General features: G+C 69.5%; 19 protein-coding genes. 7 read left to right on the top strand and 12 right to left on the bottom strand.

The features are described 5' to 3' along the window. Positions 1-4: 4 nt before the first annotated feature. Together ACFX43_RS10600 and ACFX43_RS10595 are read left to right on the top strand one after the other, a co-directional pair. Entirely contained in the window at positions 5-1093 is a 1089-nt protein-coding gene (locus ACFX43_RS10600; RefSeq protein WP_378820377.1) for a glycosyltransferase family 2 protein, read from the top strand. Then, positions 1090-2061 (top strand): hypothetical protein, encoded by a 972-nt coding sequence (locus ACFX43_RS10595; protein ID WP_378820374.1) that lies wholly within the window; start codon positions 1090-1092, stop codon positions 2059-2061. The genes ACFX43_RS10600 and ACFX43_RS10595 overlap by 4 nt, the downstream gene beginning before the upstream one ends. On the opposite strand, the gene ACFX43_RS10590 is transcribed toward ACFX43_RS10595, so the two are convergent. The 7 genes from ACFX43_RS10590 to ACFX43_RS10560 all read right to left on the bottom strand — a co-directional run bounded on the left by ACFX43_RS10590 (position 1970) and on the right by ACFX43_RS10560 (position 11865). Further along, a complete protein-coding gene (locus tag ACFX43_RS10590; RefSeq protein WP_378820371.1) occupies positions 1970-3514 on the bottom strand; it encodes a phospholipid carrier-dependent glycosyltransferase in 1545 nt (514 codons plus the stop codon). The genes ACFX43_RS10595 and ACFX43_RS10590 overlap by 92 nt on opposite strands. A gap of 735 nt (positions 3515-4249) precedes the next feature. Then, positions 4250-5956, bottom strand: a complete 1707-nt coding sequence (locus ACFX43_RS10585) for a hypothetical protein (protein ID WP_378820369.1) — start codon at positions 5954-5956, stop codon at positions 4250-4252. 108 nt (positions 5957-6064) lie between these two features. Then, the gene (locus ACFX43_RS10580; RefSeq protein WP_378820366.1) at positions 6065-6763 is read right to left on the bottom strand and encodes a class I SAM-dependent methyltransferase; all 699 of its coding nucleotides are present in this window, start codon (positions 6761-6763) and stop codon (positions 6065-6067) included. A 104-nt stretch (positions 6764-6867) separates the two neighbouring features. Beyond that, positions 6868-7359, bottom strand: a complete 492-nt coding sequence (gene coaD / locus ACFX43_RS10575) for a pantetheine-phosphate adenylyltransferase (protein ID WP_350661889.1) — start codon at positions 7357-7359, stop codon at positions 6868-6870. Positions 7360-7379: 20 nt separating this feature from the next. Then, positions 7380-7943 (bottom strand): 16S rRNA (guanine(966)-N(2))-methyltransferase RsmD, encoded by a 564-nt coding sequence (gene rsmD, locus ACFX43_RS10570; protein WP_378820363.1) that lies wholly within the window; start codon positions 7941-7943, stop codon positions 7380-7382. A gap of 9 nt (positions 7944-7952) precedes the next feature. After that, the gene (locus tag ACFX43_RS10565; protein WP_378820360.1) at positions 7953-10217 is read right to left on the bottom strand and encodes an ATP-dependent DNA helicase RecG; all 2265 of its coding nucleotides are present in this window, start codon (positions 10215-10217) and stop codon (positions 7953-7955) included. Between the two features lie 13 nt (positions 10218-10230). Then, the gene (locus ACFX43_RS10560) at positions 10231-11865 is read right to left on the bottom strand and encodes a DAK2 domain-containing protein (protein ID WP_378820358.1); all 1635 of its coding nucleotides are present in this window, start codon (positions 11863-11865) and stop codon (positions 10231-10233) included. Between the two features lie 239 nt (positions 11866-12104). On the opposite strand from ACFX43_RS10560, the gene ACFX43_RS10555 reads away from it, so the two are divergent. Both ACFX43_RS10555 and rpmB read left to right on the top strand, forming a co-directional pair. Beyond that, positions 12105-13133 carry a methyltransferase domain-containing protein gene (locus ACFX43_RS10555; protein WP_378820356.1) on the top strand — a complete coding sequence of 343 codons (1029 nt, stop codon included), beginning with the start codon at positions 12105-12107 and terminating at the stop codon, positions 13131-13133. A 125-nt stretch (positions 13134-13258) separates the two neighbouring features. Beyond that, on the top strand, positions 13259-13444 hold the full coding sequence (gene rpmB, locus ACFX43_RS10550; protein WP_141803692.1) for a 50S ribosomal protein L28: 186 nt from the start codon (positions 13259-13261) through the stop codon (positions 13442-13444). Between the two features lie 58 nt (positions 13445-13502). On the opposite strand, the gene ACFX43_RS10545 is transcribed toward rpmB, so the two are convergent. Then, positions 13503-14459 (bottom strand): thiamine-phosphate kinase, encoded by a 957-nt coding sequence (locus ACFX43_RS10545; protein WP_378820353.1) that lies wholly within the window; start codon positions 14457-14459, stop codon positions 13503-13505. Positions 14460-14614: 155 nt separating this feature from the next. On the opposite strand from ACFX43_RS10545, the gene ACFX43_RS10540 reads away from it, so the two are divergent. Together ACFX43_RS10540 and ACFX43_RS10535 are read left to right on the top strand one after the other, a co-directional pair. Continuing rightward, entirely contained in the window at positions 14615-14851 is a 237-nt protein-coding gene (locus tag ACFX43_RS10540) for an Lrp/AsnC family transcriptional regulator (RefSeq protein WP_091049571.1), read from the top strand. A gap of 39 nt (positions 14852-14890) precedes the next feature. Further along, a complete protein-coding gene (locus ACFX43_RS10535; RefSeq protein ID WP_378820350.1) occupies positions 14891-15847 on the top strand; it encodes a D-alanine--D-alanine ligase in 957 nt (318 codons plus the stop codon). A gap of 104 nt (positions 15848-15951) precedes the next feature. Here ACFX43_RS10535 and ACFX43_RS10530 read toward each other — a convergent pair whose 3' ends face one another. From ACFX43_RS10530 to ACFX43_RS10520, 3 genes are read right to left on the bottom strand one after another with little or no spacing between them, the layout of a single operon-like run. Next, positions 15952-17067 (bottom strand): hypothetical protein, encoded by a 1116-nt coding sequence (locus tag ACFX43_RS10530; protein WP_378820347.1) that lies wholly within the window; start codon positions 17065-17067, stop codon positions 15952-15954. Positions 17068-17087: 20 nt separating this feature from the next. Beyond that, positions 17088-18578: a Mur ligase family protein gene (locus tag ACFX43_RS10525; protein ID WP_378820344.1), complete on the bottom strand. Its 1491-nt coding sequence runs from the start codon at positions 18576-18578 to the stop codon at positions 17088-17090. Positions 18579-18601: 23 nt separating this feature from the next. Continuing rightward, on the bottom strand, positions 18602-19339 hold the full coding sequence (locus tag ACFX43_RS10520) for an alpha/beta fold hydrolase (RefSeq protein ID WP_378820342.1): 738 nt from the start codon (positions 19337-19339) through the stop codon (positions 18602-18604). A gap of 87 nt (positions 19340-19426) precedes the next feature. On the opposite strand from ACFX43_RS10520, the gene ACFX43_RS10515 reads away from it, so the two are divergent. Further along, positions 19427-20494 (top strand): trans-sulfuration enzyme family protein, encoded by a 1068-nt coding sequence (locus ACFX43_RS10515; protein ID WP_378820339.1) that lies wholly within the window; start codon positions 19427-19429, stop codon positions 20492-20494. Here the strand turns inward: ACFX43_RS10515 and ggt are convergent. After that, positions 20491-22317 (bottom strand): gamma-glutamyltransferase, encoded by a 1827-nt coding sequence (gene ggt, locus ACFX43_RS10510; protein WP_378820336.1) that lies wholly within the window; start codon positions 22315-22317, stop codon positions 20491-20493. The two genes, ACFX43_RS10515 and ggt, sit on opposite strands and share 4 nt — an antisense overlap. Positions 22318-22439: the final 122 nt, after the last annotated feature.

The raw sequence follows: 22439 nt of genomic DNA, 5'->3' as shown, positions 1-22439 counted from the left end.
CCCCGTGTTCGGTCCCACTACTTGCCCTGAGGTCCCTGTGAAGCTTGTCGTTCAAGTCCCCTGCCTCAACGAGGAGGAGACGCTCCCGTCCGTGCTGGAGTCGATTCCGAAGCAGATCCCCGGAATCGACGAGATCGTGATCCTGATCGTCGACGACGGATGCACCGACCGGACGGTCGAGGTGGCCAAGGAGCACGGCGTCCGCGAGTTCGTGCACCACTCCCGCAACCAAGGGCTTGGCCGTTCCTTCCACGACGGGGTGGTTCGCGCGCTGGAGCTGGGCGCCGACATCGTGGTCAACACCGACGGCGACAACCAATACCCGCAGGACCGCATCACCGACCTGGTCCAGCCGATCATCAACGGCCAGGCCGACATCGTCATCGGCGACCGGCAGGTCGACCGGATCGAGCACTTCTCCGGGCTGAAGAAGAAGCTGCAGAAGGTCGGCTCCAAGGTGGTCAACATGGCCGCCGAGACCGACCTGCCCGACGCGGCCAGCGGCTTCCGCGCCTACTCGCGCGAGTCACTGATGCTGCTCAACACCGTGACCCGCTTCTCCTACTGCATGGAGACGATCATCCAGGCGGGCAACAAGCGGATGAAGATCGCCTCGGTGCCGATCGAGACCAACGCCAAGACGCGTGAGTCGCGGCTGTTCAAGTCGATGCCGGAGCACATCATGAAGTCGGGCGCGGCGATCGTGCGCTCCTACATGATGTACAAGCCGTACGCCATCTTCGTCTGGCTCACCGCCTTCTTCTTCGTCCTCGGGGCGATCCCGTTCTTCCGCTACCTCGTGCTGTGGCTGAGCGGCGACAACGGCAACCACATCCAGTCGCTGCTGCTCGGTGGCGTGCTGATCAACCTGGCCTTCATGTCCGCGATGCTCGGCGTGATCTCCGACCTGATCCGCACCAACCGGGTGCTCATCGAGGACGACCTGGAGCACACCAAGAAGGCTCGCTTCGGCAAGTCCGGCACCGAGATGCTCCGCGACCAGACCTCGGTCGCCGAGTTCGACCTGCCGCACACGCCGCGCGCGAGCAAGTCATCTGCCCAGTCCGGCGAGACGTGGACGACCAGCCTGTGACAACGACCCACTCCGGCCCGGTCTCCGCCACGGGGGCCGGGTCGTCGGCTACGCCCAGCCCCGCGAAACCCAGCCTGACGAAGCGGCTGCTCAAGATCGCGCTCGCTCTCGTCGTCGTGCTCGGCGGCGCCTACCTGGTCTGGCGCCAGCGCGCCGACCTGGCCACTGCGGTCCAGGAGCTGAGCCTCGGCCGCGTCGCGATCGCCGGGGTCCTGGCGATCATCGGCACCATGCTGATCGGCCAGATCTGGGTCGCCCTCCTGCACGGCATGGGCATCCGGCCGTCGCTGCGCGACTCGCACTCGGTCTTCTACGTCTCCCAGCTGGGCAAATATCTGCCCGGCTCGGTGTGGCCGGTCGTCGCGCAGATGCAGTTCGGGCTGCGCTGGGGCGTCGCGCGCCGGACGATGCTCGGTGCCAACATCCTCTTCATGGGCGTCGTCGTCGCCAGCGGCATCGGCATGGGCGCGCTCCTGCTCCCCTGGTCGTCGTCCGAGGGCCTCGACCGCTACTGGTGGCTGCTGCTCCTGCTGGTGCCGCTGGCCGTCTGCCTGCACCCGCGTGTCGTGCCGGGCGTGCTCGACTGGCTCTTCGCCCGGCTCGGCCGGGAACCCCTCAACGTACGCCTCACCGCGCGGGGCCTCTTCACCGCCATCGGCTGGGCGGTGCTCGCCTGGGTCGCCTTCGGTCTCCATCTCGCCGTGATGATGCAGTCGTACGCCTCCATCGGGCTGCTCGAGGTCGCGGCCGCGACCGGCGGGATGGCCCTGGCGTGGGCCGCGGGGATCGCGTTCATCCCCGCCCCGGCCGGCGCCGGGATCCGCGAGGGGCTGCTCGCCCTCACCCTCGGCCCGATCATCGGGGTCCCCGAGGCGCTCACCGTTGCGCTCGCCTCGCGCGTCCTCCTGCTCCTTGCTGACGTGCTGCTGGCTGCTCTGGGAGCGGTTGTCGGGCGGCGTACGTCCTGACCGGCCAGGCCGCGAGGCAGACGGCGAGCACACCGCACGCCACGCCCGCGGCGACCACGAGCTCGGCCCCTCGCGCCCCGGAGTTCGGCAGCCGTCCGGCGTAGATGGTCGAGCTGACGAACCAGTCGAAGATCAGCAGGGCGTACCCGCCCAGCGCCAGGGTCATCGCGGCCGCCGCCAGCTGCGCCCGCGACTCACGGGCGCCGACCGGGATCAGGTCGATGAGCGCCATGACGCCGACGGCGAGCGCCGTGGCCAGCAGGGGCATCAGGGGCATCAGATACCGGTCGTTCGGGTTCCCGCCACCGGCGACGAACCCGACCAGGTTCGCCAGGATGACCGCCGCATGGACCGTGAGCAGCAGCCATCCGGCCGCCGAAGAGGGCTGATCCGCCGGCTCGGCGATCCGCCGCCGGACGAGCAGCACGAGAAGGCCTGCCGCCGCGACGACGGCGAGCACATCGACGACCACGACGTACCCCTCCGCCAGCAACGGCACCCACAGTCGCTCGTACCAGTCCTTCCAGAGCGAACCGTCCGTCACAACCTGCCACCAGGTCCCGTTCGGCTCCCGGTCGAACTTGTCCAGCAGCGCATCCGAGGCGGTCGGGTCGCCGTAGATGACGATGTTGCGGACGTAGAACCAGCCGGTGGCGAGCGCAGGAACACCGGTGGCCACGGCCGAGGCCCCCAGAGCGCGGATCACGCCGCGACGCGAGTGGTCCCTCAGCAGCAGAGCCACCGCGATGGCCGCACCGCACAGGACGACGGTCAGGACCCCAGGCGCCTTCGCCCCTGCCGCGGCGGCCCCGGCCAGGGCGACCAGTGCCAGGCGCCCGGGCGACAGGCCGCGGTTCAGGATCCGGATCGTCGCCAGCAGGGTCAGCGACGACGCTGCCACCGCGACCCCGTCGTTGGCGATGTGCCCGCCTGCGGTCACCAGTACGGCACACGAGGCGCTGATCCCTGTGGCCAGGAACGCGACCGCCTCCCGCCTGGTCACCTCGAACGCGATCAGGCCCACCAGCAGTACGCACAGCGCGGAGCCGACCGCGTTGATGAGCCGCATCCCGACGACCATCACCTGAGGTGCATCCAGCGCACCGGCCGCAGCCACGAACGGCAGCGACATCAGGTAGTAGAGCGGAGGATGGTTGGCGGTCCAGATGTGGCGGTGCGGCTCATCCACCATGGTCCCCAGCCCTTCGACGACCTGGGGATACCGGCGGGCATCAGTCGTCACGGGCGTATCGATCGTCGGCAGCCGTCCCGAAGACAGCTCCACCGCATAGCCGGCGTTCGGCCCCTCGTCGCGGGTCTGGTACTGCAGCGCCCGGGTCAGCGCGACGTAGCTGCTCAGGCTCAGCGCGAAGATCGCGACCAGCACCATCGCCGCCAGCAGCCGTCTTGGGAGACGTACGTCGGTGCGGTCCTCTTGGGTGGAGTGGAGCATTTGGACCTTCGGGTGGGGCGTGTGGGCTTTTGGTGAGCCTATGCGTGTTTCGCTGGTGTACTCCTGCTCTTGTGGCGTGTCGTTTGGGGGCTCTTGTCTTTGGGCTTGTGCGGGGTTGATCTTGTGTTTTCGACTGTTGTGTGGGGCTGGTCTTGGGCCGCCGACCCGTTCTTCGAGGGTCTTCTCGACCTGCCCCGGAGTCAAGGACGGCCTTCGGCCGCCGGCTACGCCGGCCGCTTCGCGGTCCTTGACACCGGACCACGTCGAGAAAAGATCTGGCTGGCTATCGGGGCGGCGGCCCGGGTGTGGCCGCGGAACACTCACCCACGGAAGGTGACCGCTCCACGCCTACGCCAGACAGGGGGCCTCCGCGTGAAAGAAAAGTTTCTTCCAGCCGCCAACCCCACCGCGGCCGAGGCGACATCTTGCGGCGAACGAATTTTCGTTCGCCTCGCCGTGAGGCGAATCCCCGCGCGAGTCCCGGGGGCGGATCCCGGACGAACGAAAATTCGTTCGCCCAAGATCCCTAACCCCAACCCAACCCAAATCGCCGCACCAAACCCCTGCCGCCGACCCGATAGCCAGCCAAAATTCTCGGCGGATCCCGGTGTCAAGGATCGCCGCAGGCGACCGGCGAAGCCGGCGGCCGCAGGCCGTCCTTTACTCCGGGATCCGTTGAGAACACCCTCCCAGAAAGGGTCGGCGGCAAACCCCAACCACAAAAACTCAGCAACCTCAGCGCGTCAACCCCATCGCCCCACCCCGAACAGTGAGATCCCGCTGCCGAACATCACCACGAGACTTGTGAGTCCAGATCGTCACAGTCGTCGCCTGCTTCTCGATCCTCACGACCGAGCACGGAACATAGTTGGCGCGAATGGCATCGGTGAGCCACGGCTGCGGAGTGTGCAACGGCATCGTCTCGATGATGACCGGGATCGACCCGTCCTCGAGCTGAGGCACCAGCACGTCCTCGTACTGCGCGAAGTCGTAGTGGAACAGGTAGTAGGGCGTCGGGTTGGTGATCCCCAGCGCGTCGTAGAGCTCGAGATAGTTGGGCATCACCAGTGCCTCGCGGGTGCCGCCGCTGCAGCGTTCGTACTCCGGGCCCGCCCAGCGGGCGATCGAGTCGCTCACCGCGAAGGACTTCGCGTCGCGGCGCATGTCGTCGAGGTGGTCGATGGCGGCAAGAGCGGGTACGCAGCCCAGCACGACCAGCGCGCCGGCAGAGACCGCTGCGATGGCTCCTCGGAGGAACGCTCCTCCGAGGACCGCCCCGGCGATCGCCAGGGCCACCAGGAGGACCGCGCCGAGCATGCTCTGCAGGCCGAAGCCGATCCAGAGGATGGCGGCGGCCCAGGCTCCGCCGGCTGCGGCCAGAAGTAGCACCAAAGCCGACCGTGTTGGTTTCGACACGCCTCCGCCTGGCGGCTCCGGCGGCTCAACCAGCGAGGCGCGGCGCTCGTAGAGCTCGGCCACTGCCAGGACGACGGCGAGGAGGACGAGGGCGGAGACGGTGGTGGTGTGGGGGTTGTCGACGCGCCGGATCGGGACGACGACGAGGACCAGGCCGGCCAGCGCGATCAGGCGGGTGGAGTCCGAGATCCGCTGCCACACCAGCGGCACGAAGGGGATCAGCAGCGCGAACGGGTAGAGCGCCAGGATGAAGAAGCGCCCCGACTCGGTCGGTAGGTCGAAGAAGTTCCACACGGCGTACTGCGAACCCTCGTGCGTCTCGGTCTGCCCGAGGATCACCTGCCGGTTGAAGTCGGCGAAGGAGAGCCCCCACAAGACCTTGTACGCCACCGCCTGGACGACCAGCCCGAGTACGAACCCACCAGCCAGCTGAACGCAGTTGAGGATCCGGGTACGCCAGGGCGCCGCGCGCCGTGCGAACAGCTCGAAGAGGCCCGAGGCGCCGGTGAGGAGCACGGCCAGCTCGACGTACTGCCAGAAGACGAGGGCCGGGAGGAGCACCCGCGCGGCCGCGGCCAGGCGCGGGCGTGACTCGAGCCAACCGGTCGGCAGCAGGACGAAGACCCACAGCAGGCAGATCGTGTACTTGATGTGCAGCGGGGTGGCCAGCAGGAGCACCCCGAGCGCGAGCGCGATCATCACGGCCGGGTGCAGCCGCAGACGGAGCCCGATGGCGGCGGCGAGGACCGCGCCGAGGCCGGCGCCGAGCAGGCGGCCCCAGAGGAAGTACCAGATCGTCGGGCTGCCGCTGGCGATCGCGTAGAGCGCCGCGTTGACCCAGAACGAGCCGGCGTTCCAGCCGTGCTCGAAGTCGACAAGCGGGATCGCGCCGTGGGCGGTGATCTCGGCCAGGTGGTACTGCGCGCCGAAGTCCTGGGTCAGGAACGAGCCGTTCTGGGCGCCGACCGAGTAGGCCGCCCAGACCAGCGCCACGACGCATACCCCGGCGAACGTCGCCCAACGCACAGCTCCGACTGGTTCGTTTCGCTCCCCCGGTGATGCCATGCGCCAGACCTTAGAGCGCGTAAGCGGCGGCGTGGACAATCCACGCCGCCGCTCACGAAACGTACGAGGTCAGCCCTTGGTCAGGACCGAGGTGCGCTCGGGGTAGGGCAGGGTCGGGGTGAGACCGGCGTGGATGGTCTCCTTCATCCCCGAGGCGGCGATGGCCTCGACGTAGCGCTTGCGGCGGCTGTTGTCGAAGACGATGATCCCGCCGGGAGCGAGCCGGTCCTTGGCCTTCTCCAGGCACGCCTCACGGGCACGTCCGTCGATCACCACGAGGTCGAACTCGCCGTCGACGTCGTCGATGGAGTTGACGTACGCCTCGAAGTCGAGGCCCGCGTGGCCCTCCTTCTGCGAGGGGATGACGGGGTTGTCGCTGGCGACCGGCTCGATGACGCGCAGCGAGATCTTCTCCTCGCCGGCGAGCTCGGCCTGCATCATCTCGCCGAAACCCTTGTGGTGCTCGACGGAGTGGATCTCGTCGGCGCGACGGGAGAGCCAGATGGTGGAGGCGCCGGAGCCGTACTCGTAGATCCGGATCGGGCGCTCACGCTCGCTCAGCCAGGCGTCGACCGCGGCGATCGCGTCGTAGGTCCACCACGGCACGTCGAGCTTCGCCATCGCCAGCGAGTCGTAGACCTTGGTGAGCGAGTGGGCCCAGTGACGCCAGCGCTGCTCGACCGGCGGCGCGGTCTCCTTCGCGAGTCCCGTCTTCGTCAGCCCGCGACCGACGGCCTTGAGGGAAGCGGCATAAGACTGCTTGGCCAAGGAAAGCGGGGAACGGCCTGAGGTGGACATTGATCTCCAGGGAAAGGATTGTCGGGGTAGCCCAAAGGAACTGCCCAGTAGACGATACCGGCGAACAGTGCCCCTTACTCGGAACGTTCTGCCAAACGCTTGGTGAGTCGTGCAAGAACATCCGGCGGCAGGAAAGCCGACACATCCCCACCGAAATGGGCCATCTCCTTGATCAGCGAGGAGGAGACCGCCGCCCAGCGCGGGTCGTTGAGCAGGAAGACGGTCTCGACGCCGGTCATGTGGGCGTTCATCTGCGCCATCGGCGCCTCGTACTCCAGGTCGGGCGCCCCGCGCAGCCCCTTCACGATCGCCTGGGCGTCGATCTCGACACAGAAGTCGGTGACCAGGCCGGTGAACCCCTGGACCCGTACGTTGCCCAGCGGAGCGGTCACCTCGGTGATCATCTCCATCCGTTCCTCGGCTGTGAACAGGCGCTTCGACTTCGACGGGTTGACCCCGACCGCGACGACGACCTCGTCGAACATCGCCGAGGCGCGGGTGAAGATGTCGAGGTGGCCGAACGTGGGCGGGTCGAACGAACCCGGGCACACCGCACGACGCGTCATTGTTTTCTTCTCTCTCTCGGTCAGTCCGGCGCGTGGCCGTACCAGAGCGTGGTCTCGCCGTACTTCTTCGACTTCTGGTCGGTGAACCCGTCGGGCCAGACCGGCTCGGGGCTGCGTGCGGACCGCTCGACGACGACCAGGGCGCCGGGAACCAGCCAGCCGTGCTTGACCAGCAGCGCGATGTCCTCGGAGACGGCGTCGTCGGAGAGCGGGTAGGGCGGGTCGAGGAAGACGAGGTCGTAGGGGGCCGGCGGCGACGTCACCAGGGTGCTAGCCACGGTGGCCGCGACCACGTGGGCCCGCGGGAAGCCGAGCTCCTTCGCGTTGGACCGGATCACCCCGGCCGTACGCCGGTCCGACTCGACCAGGGTCACGACCCCGGCACCGCGGGACCATGCCTCCAGCCCGACCGCGCCGGTGCCGGCGTAGAGGTCGAGGAAGCGCAGCCCGGCCAGGGAGCCGTAGGACGACTCGATCGCCGAGAAGAGCGCCTCGCGGACCCGATCGGTGGTGGGACGGGTCCGCACCCCCTTGGGAGCGAGTAGGCGTCGCCCTCCTGCGACGCCACCGATGATCCGAGTCATTGGGATACCTTAGGACTTTTCCAAGTAGTCGGCGGAAGCGGACTCCTCGATCTCGGTGACCCGCTCGGCCAGGAGCGGTGCTGTCACGAGATCCGGGTCGGCCTCGAGCAGCGCCTCGGCCGCCTCGCGCGCCTCCAGGATCGTCTCCTCGTCACGGAGCACACGCAGGCTCTCCAGGCTCGATCGCCGGCCCGACTGGGAGGCGCCGAGCACGTCTCCCTCGCGGCGCTGGTCGAGGTCGACCCGGGACAGCGCGAACCCGTCGGTGGTCTGGGCGACCGCGTCGAGGCGGGTCCTGGCCGGGGTGCCGGCCTCGGCGTGGGAGACGAGCAGGCACAGTCCGTGCAGCCCGCCACGGCCGACCCGGCCGCGCAGCTGGTGGAGCTGGGAGACCCCGAAGCGGTCGGCGTCGAGGATGACCATGGTGGTGGCGTTGGGTACGTCGACGCCGACCTCGATCACCGTCGTGGCGATCAGCACGTCGATGTCGCCGACGGCGAAGGCGCTCATGGTGCGCTCCTTCTCCTCGGCGGGGAGCTTGCCGTGGAGCTTGGCGACGCTCAGCCCCTGCAGCGGACCGGTGGTCAGCTCCTCGGTGACCTCGTCGACGGCCGAGAGCTGAGCCGGGGCGGCCTTGACCTCGTTGCCGTCGGCGTCGAAGTCGCGCTGGTCGCTCTCCCCCTGCTCGGACTCGTCGCCGCTGATCCGCGGGGCGACGACGTAGACCTGGTGGCCCTTCTCGACCTCTTCCTTGACGCGTTCCCACACCCGGGCGATCCACGCCGGATGGTCCACGAGCGAGACCAGGTTGGTCTGGATCTCGGCGCGTCCGGCGGGGAGCTCGGTGAGCGTGGAGACCTCGAGGTCGCCGAAGACGGTCATCGCGACCGTGCGCGGGATCGGCGTCGCGGTCATCACCAGCAGGTGCGGTGGGGTGCCGGCCTTATCGGTCAGTGCGGCTCGCTGCTCGACGCCGAAGCGGTGCTGCTCGTCGACGACGACCAGGCCGAGGTCGTCGAACATCACCTGGTCCTGGAGCAGCGCGTGGGTGCCGACCACGATCCCGGCCTCGCCGGTGGCGAGCCGGCTCAGCGGCCCCTTGCGCTGGGTCTTGGTCATCGAGCCGGTGAGCAGCTCGACATGGGTCTGCTCCTGGTCGCCGGCGAAGAGCCCGCCGGCCAGGCCGCTGGCGGCCAGATCGCCGAGCATCGCGGTGATCGAGCGGTAGTGCTGTTGGGCGAGCACCTCGGTCGGCGCCAGCAGCGCGGCCTGGCCGCCGGAGTCGACGACCCGCAGCATCGCGCGCAGCGCGACCAGCGTCTTGCCGGAGCCGACCTCACCCTGGAGCAGGCGGTTCATCGGGTGGGGCTGGGCCAGCGCGGCCTCGAGCTCCTCCCCGATCTCCTCCTGTCCCTTGGTCAGGGTGAACGGCAGCCGCTCGTCGAAGGCCTCGAGCAGATGGTGGACGCCGCCGGTGCGGGCGGTGGTGCCCAGCGCCTGGAGCGCCCGTCGCCGGCGCCCCAGCACGAGCTGCAGCCCGAGCGCCTCCTCGAACCGGAAGCGGTGCTGGGCGCGCTGGACGTCCTTGAGCTCATGGGGCGCGTGAATCAGGTCCAGGGCGTCGTGCAGCCCCGGAACGGCGTACGTCTCCCTGAGCCGCTCCGGGAGCACGTCGGTGACGTCCTCGACGACCTGCCGGGCGAACCGCACCGCGCGCATCACGTCCCAGTGCTGGAGTCCGGCGGTGAGCGGGTAGATCGGGAAGAGCTCGGTCAGCTCCTCGACCGCCATCTGGTTGTCGGCCGCCTCGGCGGCGTTCTCGGAGTCGGAAGGGTCACCGAAGACGACCATCTGCGGGTTGGCCAGCTGCCACTCGCCGCGGAAGGATCCGGCCTTGCCGACGAAGACGCCCCGGACGCCCGGGGCGAGCACGCCGCGGCGCCACTCGGCGATCCGCTGGGACTTGGAGAAGAAGGTGAGCTGCAGGTCGGCGGTGCCGGCCTTGAGCTGGGTCTCGACGCGGAAGGCGGGCCGGCCGGTGCGGCGGTCGGTGTGCTGGCGTACGACGCTGCGGACCACCTCGCCGAGCACCGTGAGCATCTCGCCCTCGTGCAGCTGCGGCGTCTGGCTGAGGTCGGCGGTGCGCAGGTAGCGCCGCGGGAAGTGGTAGAGCAGGTCGCCGACGGTGCGCAGCCCGAGACCCTTGGTGAACTTCGTGGCGTGCTTGCTGTTGCCCAGCACGGCCTCGATCGGCGACTCGAGGGTGATCGGCACCGTCTCTTCTCCTCTACTCCACCGACATCAGGAGGGGGTAGCGCTCCTGGCCTCCGTCGTACACCATCACATCAACGGCCGGGTGGTTGGCAGCCAGCCACGCCGCGACGGCACCGGCGAGCTCGCCCGTGGGGTCCTCGAGACCGGAGACCAGCGTCACCAGCTCGCCGCCACCACCGATGAGCCGGGCGAGCACGTAGGTCGCACATGTCTCCAGCTCCTGGCCGACCTTGACGAAGTCTCCGTCGAGCACCCCGAGCGCGTCACCCGGCATACACGGCCCGGCCATGGTAATCGCTCGGGTGTTCGAGATGGTGACCGCACCATGCCGCGCGTGTCGCGCGGTGGCGGTCATCTCCAGCACGTCCTTGTCGAACTTCCGCCCGGGCTCGTGGACCGCGATCGCCGCCAGCCCCTGCACCTGGCTGCGGGTCGGGATCACCGCGACGTTGATGTCGAGGTCGTCCTCGGCGGTGCGGGCCGCGGCCTCGGCCGACTGCCGGGTCGGGAAGTCGTTGGGGAGCACGATCACCTCGGCGGCACCGGAGGCAGTGATCGCCTCGAGCAGCTCGGAGGTCGTCGGGCGCCGGTGCGGGCCGCCCTCGATCACGATCGCGCCGGCACCGCGGAAGAGCTCGGCCAGACCCGGCCCGGCCGCGAACGCGATCACCGCCCGACCACCGCGAGTCGCGTGGCGATGGGCCTGGCCGGCGATCTGCTCGGCGAAGTGGGTCACATGGATCCGGTGGGGCCGCCCGGCGTTGATCCCCGCCTCGATCGCGGCGCCGACGTCGTCGACATGGACGTGCACGTTCCAGATGCCCTCGCCGCCGACCACGACCAGAGAGTCGCCCAGCGGCTGGAGCCGCTTGCGGAGGTCGGGGATCGCGGCGTCCTCGGCGTCGAGCAGGTACATCACCTCGTACGCCGGCCCGCCGGGCTCCAGGGCGTGGCCGTCGGCTCCGCCCAGAGCCGCGGGGATCGGGATCGGGATGTGCGGGGTGGGTTCCTGCGGACTGGGTCGGCGCCCGGTCAGGGCGGTCTCGAAGGCGTCGAGAAGCACGCAGATCCCGCGGCCGCCGGCATCGACGACCCCGGCAGCGGCGAGCATGGGCAGCTGCTCCTGCGTACGGGCAAGCGCGGCGCGGGCCGCGCTGGCGGCGACCGACATCACATCGCGGGTGCGTGCAGTCTCGTCGATCTCGACGCACGCCTCGGCCGCGTCGGCGGCGGCCCGGAGCACGCTGAGCATGGTGCCTTCCTGGGGCTCCCCCACCGCGGCGTACGCGGCGTTGGCCGCCTTGCGCAGCGCGTCGGCGAAGACCGTGGCGGTGCGCTCCTCCTCGGTGGCCTGGACCAGGCGGCGCAGCAGGGCGCCGATCATCTCGGCCAGGATCACGCCCGAGTTGCCACGCGCGTCCAGGAGCGCGCCGCGCGAGAAGGCACGCAGCCCCTCACGCCAGTCGGAGCCGGTGAACTCGCGCAGCCGGTCACGGGCCGCGGCGATCGTGAGGTAGAGGTTGGTGCCGGTGTCGCTGTCGGGCACCGGGAAGACGTTGAGCGCGTCGATCTCCTCGCGGTGCGACGCGAGCGCGTCGGTCGCCAGGTCACCGAACCGGCGGAACAGATCGAGCTTGACCTCGGCCACGCTGCCCTCCCTACTCCTCGACACCCCTGCATACACCCAGACACCGTGACGCCGGGCACAATTCCCGGTATCGCGGCCCCAAGGGTAGGCGGTCTCTGGGTACGGGGTAAACGACGGGTGAACAAATCCGAGGCTGCAGCAAAGACACGAGCGAGTAACAAGTTCTACCGAGTCATCCCCTGCGCCGGTGACGATCCATCCCTAGTGTGGAGACCTCCCCAACGCCGAAGGACTCACGGATGTCGATCCCGACCCCGACCCCACGCGCGAAACGCGTCAACGAACTCTTCGACTTCTCGGCCGGGCGCGGCCTGGAGATCGGCCCCCTGCACCAACCGCTCATCCCCCGAGGTGCCGCGACCGTCTCCTATCTGGACCTCTACGACCGCGACCGGCTCTACGAGTCGTACGCCGAGCAACCCCAGGTGAACCACGACACCATCCCCGAGATCGACTATCCGATGTGGGACGGCACCCGGATGCGTACGCTCGAGGAGGCCGCCAAGGAGGGCGCCCCGTTCGACTGGGCGCTGGCCAGCCACGTCGTCGAGCACGTTCCCGACCTGGTCGGATGGCTGGCGCAGGTCGAGGCCGTCGTCGCTCCCGACGGGGCCCTCGTCCTGGTCGTCCCCGACCGGCGCTACACCTTCGACGCCCATCGCCCGCCCACGACGATGGGCCAGATCCTGCAGGCGTACGAGGCAGGCGACACGACCCCGTCGGTGCGGGCCGTCTTCGACCACCACCGGGCCGCGGTCAACAGCGACGCCAAACGCCTCCACCACCGCGGGCCGAGCGAGGCCGAGACCTGCATCCACGACCTCGGCTACACCAGAGCCCAGGTCGAGCGCGCCCGCCGGGGCGAGTACGTCGACTGCCACGTGTGGACCTACACCGACCGCTCGTTCCCCGAGATCATCGCCGAGCTGCGCCGCCTGGGGCTGACCGGCTGGTCGGTCGAGTCCCTTCTGCCCGTGCCCGAGAACGACATCGAGTTCTACGTCGTCCTGCGCCGCGGCCTCTCTCCCGACCTCCCCGCGGTGCCCGCGATCCCGGACTGGGTCGAGCACGGCCTCGAGCTCCGCGACGAGGTCGCCAGGCTCCGCGAGGTCGTCGCGGACCAGCGGCGGCGGCTCGAGTCGCAGCGCAAGCAGCTCGCCGGCCAGCGCGCCGAGATCGACGATCTGCGCGGGTCGAAGCGGTGGAAGCTGGCCACCGCGCTGGCCGCGCCGCTGGACAGGTGGCGGGATCGCCGCTCGGACGACTGACGATTTCGCCGGGCACAGCCAGACGGGCTACGCTTGTTCGGTTGTCTCGGCAGGGCAGCCGTTCATCGCGCCCGCCGACACTATCCAATCGACCTCGATCATCTATTCAACCTCAGGAGTTCACGGTGGCTGCCGTCTGCGACATCTGCGACAAGAAGCCGGGCTTCGGCAACAACCGGCCGTGGTCCAAGAAGGCGACCAGGCGCCGCTTCGACCCCAACATCCAGCGCGTTCGCGCCGTCATCAACGGCACCCCGAAGCGCATGAATGTCTGCACGACCTGCATCAAGGCCGGCAAGGTCGCTCGCTGACCCGGGTTCTTCCTCGCACGAAGGCCGCTGCCCACTCGGGCAGCGGCCTTCGTCGTTCTCAGAAGTGCGTCCAGCCCGTCGAACCCTCGTAGACCTTCCCGTCGACCGTGACCGGCTCCCCACCGGGCTCGCCGATCGTCCCGATCACGGTCCACCCCTGCGGCAGCTCGACGTCGGGCGGGAACGCGGCGAGCAGGGAGTGATCCTCTCCCCCGCCCAGCACGAACGCGAGCGCGTCGGCGCCGGTCGCCGAGGCGACCGCGTTGAGCTCGTCGGGGATGGTCAGCGCAGCGGTGTGCACGTCGATCGAGACCTCTGAGGCATCGGCGATGTGCCTGGCCTCGGACAGAAGCCCGTCGGAGACGTCGATCAGCGCCGAGGCACCGGCCGCCGCTGCGGCGGGGCCGGCTGCGTACGGCGGTTGCGGGCGGCGGTAGGCGTCGACCAGCACCCGTGGTGACCGGAACCCTCGCTTGAGGATCGCCAGGCCCGCCGCGGCCCACCCCTGGCGACCGCACAGCGCGAGTACGTCGCCGGGCTCCGCGCCCGAGCGCAGCACCGGCGCCTGGGCGACCGCACCGATGGCGGTCACGGAGATGACGATCTGGTCGGCGCCGGTGACGTCACCGCCGACGACCGAGGCCCCGACCAGCGCGCACTCCGCGGCGAACCCCTCCGCGAAGTCGACGGCCCACTCGGCGGGAAGGTCCGAGGGAAGGGCTAGCCCGAGGGTCATCGAGTGCGCGACGCCACCCATCGCGGCGATGTCGGCGAGGTTCTGGCCCGCCGCCCGGTGGCCGATGTGGGACGCCTCGGCCCAGTCCCGCCGGAAGTGGCGGCCCTCGACGAGCAGATCGGTCGAGACGACCACATGACCCTGCTTGACCCGCACCAGCGCGGCGTCGTCGCCGGGACCGACCAGCACCTGCTCCCCCTGGGCGAAGTGCTTGGTCATCTCGGTGATCAGCCCGAACTCACCGATGTCGGCGAGCGTCGTGTCCCTCGGAAAAGCCATGGCTCCATCCAACCCTCCTCGCGATGCGCGGAGATACCGGGACACGCATCACCGTGTCTTATCCCCAGGGTCGGTGTAGGTCGATCGATAGATAACGCGATAGGTTACTTGCCTGACGTTGTGCCAAGGAAGGCACGGAGAACAGGAGCAGCACCATGGTCGTACAGGCGTACATCCTCATCCAGACCGACGTCGGCAAGGCCGCAGAGGTCGCCACCGAGATCGGCAAGATCCAGGGCGTGACCCTGGCTGAGGACGTCACCGGTCCGTACGACGTGATCGTCCGCGCCGAGGCCCGCAACGTCGACGAGCTCGGCAAGCTGGTCGTGGCCCGAGTCCAGAGCCTCGAAGGCATCACCCGCACCCTGACCTGCCCGGTCGTCCACATCTGAGATTGACGGCTCTTCCCGGCCGTCTGTTAGAACGAACTCATGAGCACACCTCCCCTTTCCGGACCTGTCGCCGTCATCGCCGGCGGGCTGAGCCACGAGCGCGACGTGTCGCTGGCCTCTGGCCGCAACCTCGTGCGCGAGCTGTCGGCGCTGGGCGTGGAGGTGGCTGCGTACGACTTCGACCGGGCTCTGCTGCACAACCTCGAACGCGACAAGGCGGTCGTGGCGCTGCCGGCTCTGCACGGCCAGTTCGGTGAGGACGGCGAGATCCAGACGCTCCTGGAGCTGATCGGGATCCCGTACGTCGGCACCGTCTCCACCTCCTGCCGCGTCGCGTTCGACAAGACGGCCGCCCGCGAGCTCCTGCGCCGCGGCGGCATCCCGGTGCCGGACTCGGTCTCGCTGTCGTCCACGACGTTCCGTGACGTCGGCGCGCCGGTGCTGATGGAGCACGTCATCTCGCGGTTGGGTGAGCGGGTCGTGGTCAAGCCCTCGCGCGGCGGCTCTGCCCTCGGCGTCACCGGCGTCGACGGCCTCTCCGCCCTCCCCGCGGCCCTGGTCAAGACCTACGCCTACTGCGACGAGGCGCTCATCGAGCGTTTCTACGCCGGCATCGACGTCTCCGTGGTCGTCCACGAGACCGACGACGGCGTCAAGCCGCTGACCCCGATCGCCATCGACTTCAGCAAGGGCCACGAGTTCGACTTCGCGGCGCGCTACACCGCGGAGTTCGTCGGCTTCGGCCGCCCCGACCTCCCCGACGCGCTGCTCGCCGAGCTCGGCGAGACCGCCGTACGCGCCCACGAGATGCTCGGCATGCGTGACATCTCCCGCACCGACTTCATGGTCACCCCCGACGGCAGCTTCGTCGTCCTCGAGGTCGCCATCACCCCCGGTGCCACCGAGACCAGCGTCTTCCCCTTCGCCGCCAAGCACGACGGCACCTCGATGGGCGAGGTCACCCTCGCCCTTCTGAAGCGCGCCCTCTCCCGCTGACCCGCACGCCGAGTCGGCTCGTCCTGACGCAAAACCACGCCGAGTCGGCGCGTTAAGACGCGCCGACTCGGCGTGGTTTTCGGTCAGCTTGCGCCGACTCGGGCTCAGCTCAGGCCGGTGAGCTTGCCGGCGATGCCGCCGGCGGCCTTGAGGGCGACGCCCTCCTCGAAGTTCCGGGTGACCTGGGGGATGTGCTTCTCGGCCTCGGCGATGGCGCTGGTGAGGACCTCGGAGGCGGGGGTGTCGGGCCACAGGTAGAGCGAGAGGGCGCCGGGGATGGAGTTGACCTCGTTGATGTAGACCTCGCCCTTGCCGTCGGAGAGGAAGTCGATGCGGAGGATGCCGGTGAGGCCGGTGAGCTCCACGACGCGTACGGCCAGATCCTTGATCTGCTTGGTGACCGACTCCTCGACCTGCGCCGGGAACTCGCGCGGGGAGGAGGAGAGGCCGTCGGTGTGGACGTACTTGGCGGAGTAGTCGTACATCTTCGCCTCATCCGAGCGCAGCGGACGCTCGACGTCGCTCACCGCAACCTCGGGCGCGGTGCGCACCGAGGCGTTGAGGTCGAAGAGGTCGGGGCGGTACGGCTCGACGACCGCGCCCGCACGCAGGTGCGGTGAGGTGTTGAGGAGCGCCAGGCCGGTCTCGTAGTCGTCGACGACCTCGATGCCGATCGAGGAGCCGCCGAAGCGCGGCTTGACGATGTAGGGGCCCTCGAAGGACGGGGCGGCGTAGCGCGAGAGCAGCTCACGCTGGAGCGACGGGAGGCCGGCGTTGAGCATGACCGCGCCGAAGGCGAGCTTGTCCATGCCGAGCGCGGCCGCGGCCGGGGTCGCACCGGTCGCCTTGAGGCCGGCGAGCTCGAAGAGCCACTGGATGCCGCCGGCCTCGCCCGCGCCACCGTGGAAGGCGGAGAGGATCGGGCCGGTCTCGAGGCGCTTGCCGCCGCCGAAGCCGCCGACGGTGTAGAACCCGTCGCCCTTCTCGGACCCAAGGCGGAACTCGACCGCCTTGGAGCCCTTCGGCTCGCCGCCGAGGAAGTCACGCGCCTCCTGCTTGGCGGGCACCAGGAACCACTTGTCGGAACGCGCCCAGTAGAGGCACGTCACCTCGACGCCGGCACCGGAGAGGACCCGCTCGGCCTGAAGGCCGGTGAGGATGCTGATGTCGTGCTCGGCGCTGGGACCGCCGAAGACGATGGTGGCCTTGGTTACGCTCATGGTGAAAGCTCCTGGGGGTCCTACGCGTAGTGGTCGGGGAGGTCGTTCTCGTACAGCACCACGTCGCCCTCCTTGGCCGCGGTCAGAGCATGATCCGCTGCCGCCTTACGGCTCTCGAACGCAGTGGTCCGCGCTGGCTCCCCCGAACGCAGCGCTTTTCGGTTGGTGCGACCGACGATGCACAGCCGCATCTTGTCGGAGGCCGTGGCAGCCTGCGCGAACTCGATGTTGCGCGCGGCCTGCTCATTGCCCAGCTCGACCATACCGGGCGTGATGGTCCACACCGTGCCCGACTCCCCTGCCAGCCGCTTGGCCTTCGCGAGCGCGGCGGCGGCGCCGGTGGGGTTGGAGTTGAAGGTGTCGTCGATGACCCAGACGCCGCCGGGCGTCCTGTTGGCCTCGGCGCGGTGGGGCGTGCCGGGGATCGACGCCAGCCGCTGGGTGATCGTCTCGATCGGGACCTCGACGGCGAGGGCGAGGCCGACGGCGATCGCGACGTTGATCGGGTGGCCGACCTCGTCGGGCAGCTGGACTGCGTACGTCTCGCCGTTGATCTGAAGCGCGCCGTCGGCCACCACGACCTCGGCGGTGGTGCCCGGCACGGCGGAGCAGGCGATGACGCGCTTGCTGGCGCGGAGGTTCTCGGCGATGAGCGCGAGCTCGGGTACGTCGATGTTGAGCACCACGGTCGAGGCCTTCGGGAGGATCTCCGACTTGGCCTTCACGATCGTCTCGCGCGACTTCATCCGCTCCAGGTGGGCCTCGCCGATCGTGGTGATGGCGGCGACCTCGGGCGGGAAGATCTCGGTCAGCTCGGCGATCTCGCCGGGGCCGTAGGTGCCCATCTCGGCGACGAAGATGTCGGTGCCGGGCTGGAGGCGGTCGTTGACCGCGCGGGAGAGGCCCATCGCGTTGTTGAAGCTCGCCGGCGAGGCCAGCGTCGACCAGCGGCCCTGCATGAGGTGGGTCGCGTAGTTCTTCGTCGAGGTCTTGCCGTAGGAGCCGGTGATCGCGACGATCCGCGGGTTGACCTTCTTGATCGTGGCGGCCGCCTGGACCTGCCACTTCTTCGCCATCGCCTTCTCGATCGGCCACATGATCGCCAGCGCCGCCTCGGCCAGCGGGACCGCGAGGATCGGGAGCAGCCCGGCAGCGGCCGGGACGACGAGCGCGATCACGACGGTGAGGATCGCGTGCAGCACGAAGAGCACGCCGGCCAGGCGCTTGACGCGGTCGGTCCACACCAGCCGCTTGGCGCCCGTGAAGCTCATCCCGACCGGCCAGCCGATGAACAGCAGCGCGCCGACGAGCGCGCCGTAGGGCAGCACGAACGAGGCCAGGCAGACCACGACGACCGCACCGAGCAGGATCGCCTCGACCGGGCGTGCCTTGATCCAGATCCACTCGATCGCGAACAGCCGCGTCGGCTCGTAGTGCTCACGCTGAGCGACCCGCAGCCAGCGGTAGTACGAGACCAGGGTCAGCGCGGAGGTGACCAGGACTATCCACATGCTTCTTCTTCAGCCCCTCAGATTCAGTTCGTACGAAGTTCGTCGATGGCGCCTCGAAGGCTCTTGACCAGCCCCGCGTCGAGCAGGTGCGCGGAACCGGGGACGATCTCCAGGGTCGCGTTGGCCCCCAGGATCTCCATGGCCTCACCGGGCATCCAGACCGGTGCGGCGGTGTCGTTCTCACCCCAGATCAGGCGGACCGGAAGGTCCTTCGGGATGGCTGCCAGCTGGTCGCCGTAGGACTCGTTGACGACCTTGACGAAGATGTCGCGGATGATGCCCTTGGCGTTGCGGTAGTCGGTCGAACCGTACTTCTCCCGCAGCGCCTCCATCCGGGCCTCGGGGATCAGCCCCTTGGAGTGGAGCCAGCGGCCGATCCGGTAGGCGAGCTTGGGCTTGCCACCGGTCTTCGGGCGGAACAGCGGCACGCCGGTGAGGACGATGCCACGGACGAGCTCCGGGCGGGCCGCGGCGAGCTGGACGGCCACCCGGCCGCCGAAGCTGTGGCCGACGAGCACCGGGCGGTCGAGGCCCTCGAGGATCTGGGCCAGCCACTCGGCGTACTCCTTGCTTCCCCAGGCCTCATCGGGGGCCGGGGTCGCGCCGAAGCCGGGCTGGTCGAGCGCGAGCGCGTCCAGGCCCTCGAGCGTCGAGCCCCAGTCGCTGCGGTTGCGGGCCCAGCCGTGCAGGGCCACGACGGTGGCAGCATCCTTGCCGTGCTTCTCACCGAAGGCACGTCCATCCAGCAGGGTCGTCAACACGGCCGCAACCTTATCCGGGACCATGCGCTGACCCGTAACCGCGCGGCGCGTGAGCCCGGTTGTCGAGCGGGCAATAGGGTCGAAGTCATGGATCACAAGCCCGCCACGATCGCCGTCCACGCCGGGCGGCCGGCCCACGAGCCCGACCAGCCGCTCAACGTTCCGATCACGATGGCCTCGACCTATGTGGCCGGCGGCGACAAGGAGTACGGGCGCTACACCAACGACTCGTGGGTGGCGTTCGAGGAGGCGCTCGGGCAGCTCGAGGGCGGGCGGGCGCTGTCGTTCGCCTCCGGGCTCGCGGCGATCGCGACGCTGCTCGACCTGGTCAACGACTCGGTGGTCGTGGCGACCGAGCAGAGCTATCTGGGGACCATCGGCCAGCTGGCCGACCTCGAGGGGCGCGGCCGGCTGACCGCACGCCTCGCGGACTTCTCCGACACCGCCGCGGTCGTGAAGCTGCTCGAGAAGCTGGACGGCGAGGTCGCGCTGGTCTGGGTCGAGACGCCGACCAACCCGGGGATGCAGCTCGCCGACCTGCCGGCCGTCATCGCCGCCGCGCACAAGGCCGGAGCGCGGGTCGTGGTCGACAACACCTTCGCCACTCCCCTGCTCCAGCAGCCGCTCGCGCTCGGCGCGGACATCGTCATCCACTCGGCCACCAAGTTCATCGCCGGCCACTCCGACGTCGTCATGGGCGCGGTCGTCGTCTCCGACGACACGCTGTGGGACGTGCTCAAGGCCCGTCGCGACCTGCTCGGCGCGATTCCCGGCCCGTTCGAGGCGTGGCTTGCGCTTCGCGGCATCCGTACGCTTCACCTGCGCGTCGAGCGCTCCTCCGCCAACGCGGCGACCCTCGCCGAGCGCCTGGCAGCGCACCCGGCGGTCGCCGAGGTCCGCTACCCCGGGTTCGGCGGCATGCTCGCTGCGGTCCTCCCCACCGCGGAGCAGGCCGACCTCCTCACCCACTCCACCTCGTTGTGGGTCCATGCGACCTCCCTCGGCGGCGTGGAGTCAACCTTCGAGCGCCGTCGCCGCTGGAAGACCGAGTCGGCGACGGTGCCCGACGGGCTGGTGCGGATGTCCGTCGGGGTCGAGGACGTCGACGACCTCTGGGCCGACCTCCTCCAGGCGCTGGACCGCATCGGGAGCTAGTGGGTCGGCGACTCCGGGCTCACCACCAGCGCGGACCCGCCACCGCGTCGCCACGGCTCGGCGGTCGAGGTCAGCAGCCCGTCAGGGCCGATCTCGATCGCGGTGGCCGCGCCGAGCTCAGCGGTCTGGGCGAAGGTGTGGCCCAGCGATGTCAGCGGCCCTCCGTACGCCTCGATGAACGCCGGCTCGGCACCCGTGTTCGCTCCGTTGCGCTGGGAGACCCGCGGCGCCGCCATGGCCTCGGGCAGGGTCCGGTCGCGCGCGTACCGCTCGATGAGGATCTGGAGCACCGTGGTGATGATCGTCGAGCCGCCGGGTGAACCGACCGCCAGCACAGGCCGGCCGTCGGAGAGGACGATCGTGGGTGACATCGAGCTGCGCGGGCGCTTGTTGGGCTCGATCCGGTTGGGGTCGTCGGCCCGGTAGGTCGTCGAGAAGTCGGTCAGCTCGTTGTTGAGGATGAAGCCGCGGCCGGGCACGGTGATGCCGGATCCTCCGGTCTGCTCGATGGTCAGGGTGTACTCGACGACGTTGCCCCAGCGGTCGACGACGGTCAGGTTGGTGGTCTCGAGGTTCTCGGTGTCCTTCGCGGTCTCGCCGGCGCCTTCCGCGCCGTCGCAGACCCCGTCGAAGTCGTACGCATTCCCGGCCGCTACGGGCTTGGGCTGGGCCGCCGCGGGGTCGATGCCGCAGGCCCGCTCGGCGGCGAAGGTGTCGTCGAGGAGCGCCTCGACGGGTACCTCGACGTGGTCGGGGTCGCCGAGGTAGGCGCCCCGGTCGGCGAAGGCGATCGCGCTCGCCTCGAGCAGATGGTGGTAGGCCTCGGTGTTGGTCATCCCGGCCAGCTCGTAGCGCTCCAGGATGTTGAGCGCCTCGCCCACCGAGGTGCCACCCGAGGAAGGTGGTGCCATCCCGTAGACGTCCAGGTCCCGGTAGGTCGAGTGGGTCGGCTCGCGGTCGGGGGCGGTGTAGGCGGCGAGGTCATCGGTGGTCACCCAGCCGGCCGGAACCGGCAGGTCGGTGTCGTCGGTCTTGGGCGGCTCGGCCACCGTCGCGGCGATCTCGGCCGCCAGCGGGCCGCGGTAGAAGGCCTTCACGCCCTTGCGTCCGAGCAGGTCGTAGGTCGCGGCTATGTCTGGGTTGCGGAACCGGCTGCCGACCTCGGGCGCAGATCCTCCGGGAAGGAATAGTTCGGCTGTGGAATCGATCGCTGCGAAACGTTCCGCGTTGTCGACGGTCTGCTGGCGGAAGGTCTGGTCGACGACGAAGCCCCGGCGAGCCAACCGCGCGGCCGGCTCGAGCGACTGACGGAGCGACCGGGTGCCCCACTTCCTCAGCGCCTTGTCCCAGGTCAGCGGGGTGCCGGGCACTCCGACCGAGGCGCCACTGGTGACCATGTCAGGGAAGAACGGATACTCCTTCCCGGTCTCGGGGTCGATGAACGCATCGCGCGGCATCGCGGCCGGCGCCTTCTCCCGACCGTCGATCGTCTCGACCTCGCCGGTGCGCGCGGAGTAGTGCACGAAGAAGCCGCCCCCGCCGATCCCGGCCGAGTAGGGCTCGGTCACACCGAGCGCCGCAGCCGTCGCGACCGCGGCGTCGGTCGCGTTGCCGCCCTTGCGGAGCACCTCGAGCCCGACCCGGCTCGCGTCGGCGTCGACGCTCGCCACCGCGCCTCCGTAGCCGACCGCGGTGGGCACCTTCGGTGGTGGCGCCAGCCTGTCCTCCGGGGCGGCGGCCGCCCCGGCGTACGGGACCAGGGTGGCCAGCGCGAGCGCGCCTCCGGTCAGTGTGGCGACAACTGCAGAGCGGCGTCCGAGCATGGCGATCTCCCAGAGATTGGCGGCCCATCGAACGTACTACTTCGGCGCCGACCTCGAATTACGTTCTGAAATTCCTTAATTAGTAAGGGTTGCTTACAAACAAACCGACTGCCACCATCGAA

This window comes from Nocardioides sp. YIM B13467 (assembly GCF_042788075.1).
Classification (GTDB): Bacteria; Actinomycetota; Actinomycetes; order Propionibacteriales; family Nocardioidaceae; genus Nocardioides.
This window is presented reverse-complemented; position numbering and strand designations above follow the sequence as displayed.

Excerpts from the sequence above, each read along its gene's own strand:
- ACFX43_RS10590 (WP_378820371.1), bottom strand. The coding sequence starts at position 3,514 with ATGCTCCACTCCACCCAAGAGGACCGCACCGACGTACGTCTCCCAAGA.
- coaD (WP_350661889.1), bottom strand. The coding sequence starts at position 7,359 with ATGACGCGTCGTGCGGTGTGCCCGGGTTCGTTCGACCCGCCCACGTTC.
- rsmD (WP_378820363.1), bottom strand. The coding sequence starts at position 7,943 with ATGACTCGGATCATCGGTGGCGTCGCAGGAGGGCGACGCCTACTCGCT.
- ACFX43_RS10555 (WP_378820356.1), top strand. The coding sequence starts at position 12,105 with ATGTCGATCCCGACCCCGACCCCACGCGCGAAACGCGTCAACGAACTC.
- ACFX43_RS10545 (WP_378820353.1), bottom strand. The coding sequence starts at position 14,459 with ATGGCTTTTCCGAGGGACACGACGCTCGCCGACATCGGTGAGTTCGGG.
- ACFX43_RS10540 (WP_091049571.1), top strand. The coding sequence starts at position 14,615 with ATGGTCGTACAGGCGTACATCCTCATCCAGACCGACGTCGGCAAGGCC.
- ACFX43_RS10535 (WP_378820350.1), top strand. The coding sequence starts at position 14,891 with ATGAGCACACCTCCCCTTTCCGGACCTGTCGCCGTCATCGCCGGCGGG.
- ACFX43_RS10530 (WP_378820347.1), bottom strand. The coding sequence starts at position 17,067 with ATGAGCGTAACCAAGGCCACCATCGTCTTCGGCGGTCCCAGCGCCGAG.
- ACFX43_RS10525 (WP_378820344.1), bottom strand. The coding sequence starts at position 18,578 with ATGTGGATAGTCCTGGTCACCTCCGCGCTGACCCTGGTCTCGTACTAC.
- ACFX43_RS10515 (WP_378820339.1), top strand. The coding sequence starts at position 19,427 with ATGGATCACAAGCCCGCCACGATCGCCGTCCACGCCGGGCGGCCGGCC.
- ggt (WP_378820336.1), bottom strand. The coding sequence starts at position 22,317 with ATGCTCGGACGCCGCTCTGCAGTTGTCGCCACACTGACCGGAGGCGCG.